Genomic DNA, 583 nt, shown 5'->3' on the forward strand with positions numbered 1-583 from the left:
CAGAAGATATGATTAGTCAACAACTGATTACTCCAGGGCAAATAGGGGCATATTCGTTAGCAAAAGAGAAAGATTGGAATATCCTTGAATTTTTATGTAATAGTCCATCTAAGGTAGAAGGTTTAATAAACAGTTTACCTGCAGATATATATAAGTTAAGGCCAAGAGATGATCATTGGTCTATTAGTGAGGTGGTAGGCCATTTAGCAGATAATGAAATGGTAAACGCTATACGTGTAAGATACATATTAACAGAGGATGCTCCTGAAATGATTGGGTACGATTCTGATATATGGGATAGGTTTATTAATATTGATGATATCCATACTTCGTTAAGAAGATGGAAAGACTTAAGAACTAATTTAATTAAATTAGCTCAAGGTCTTAATAAAGAAGATTGGAAAAGAGAAGGGTATCTATCATATCGGGGTACAGAATCACTTTTAAATCTACTAGGTGTTCTTGCCGGTCATGATCACAGACATATACTTCAAATTGAACGTATAGTAAAAATGTTAAAAGAGAAGAACCATATCCCATACTAAATTCTATAAGGATGATGAATTTTGAGTGTAATTGAAAT

1 protein-coding gene is annotated in these 583 nt (G+C 32.8%); it reads left to right on the top strand.

The features are described from left to right. Positions 1–545: DinB family protein (locus tag AC1DWA_RS33105; RefSeq protein ID WP_477917675.1), on the top strand; the 545-nt coding region annotated here is incomplete at its 5' end. Between the last annotated feature and the right edge of the window lie 38 nt (positions 546–583).

It is taken from the genome of Rhodococcus sp. P4_F3_2 (assembly GCF_056401335.1).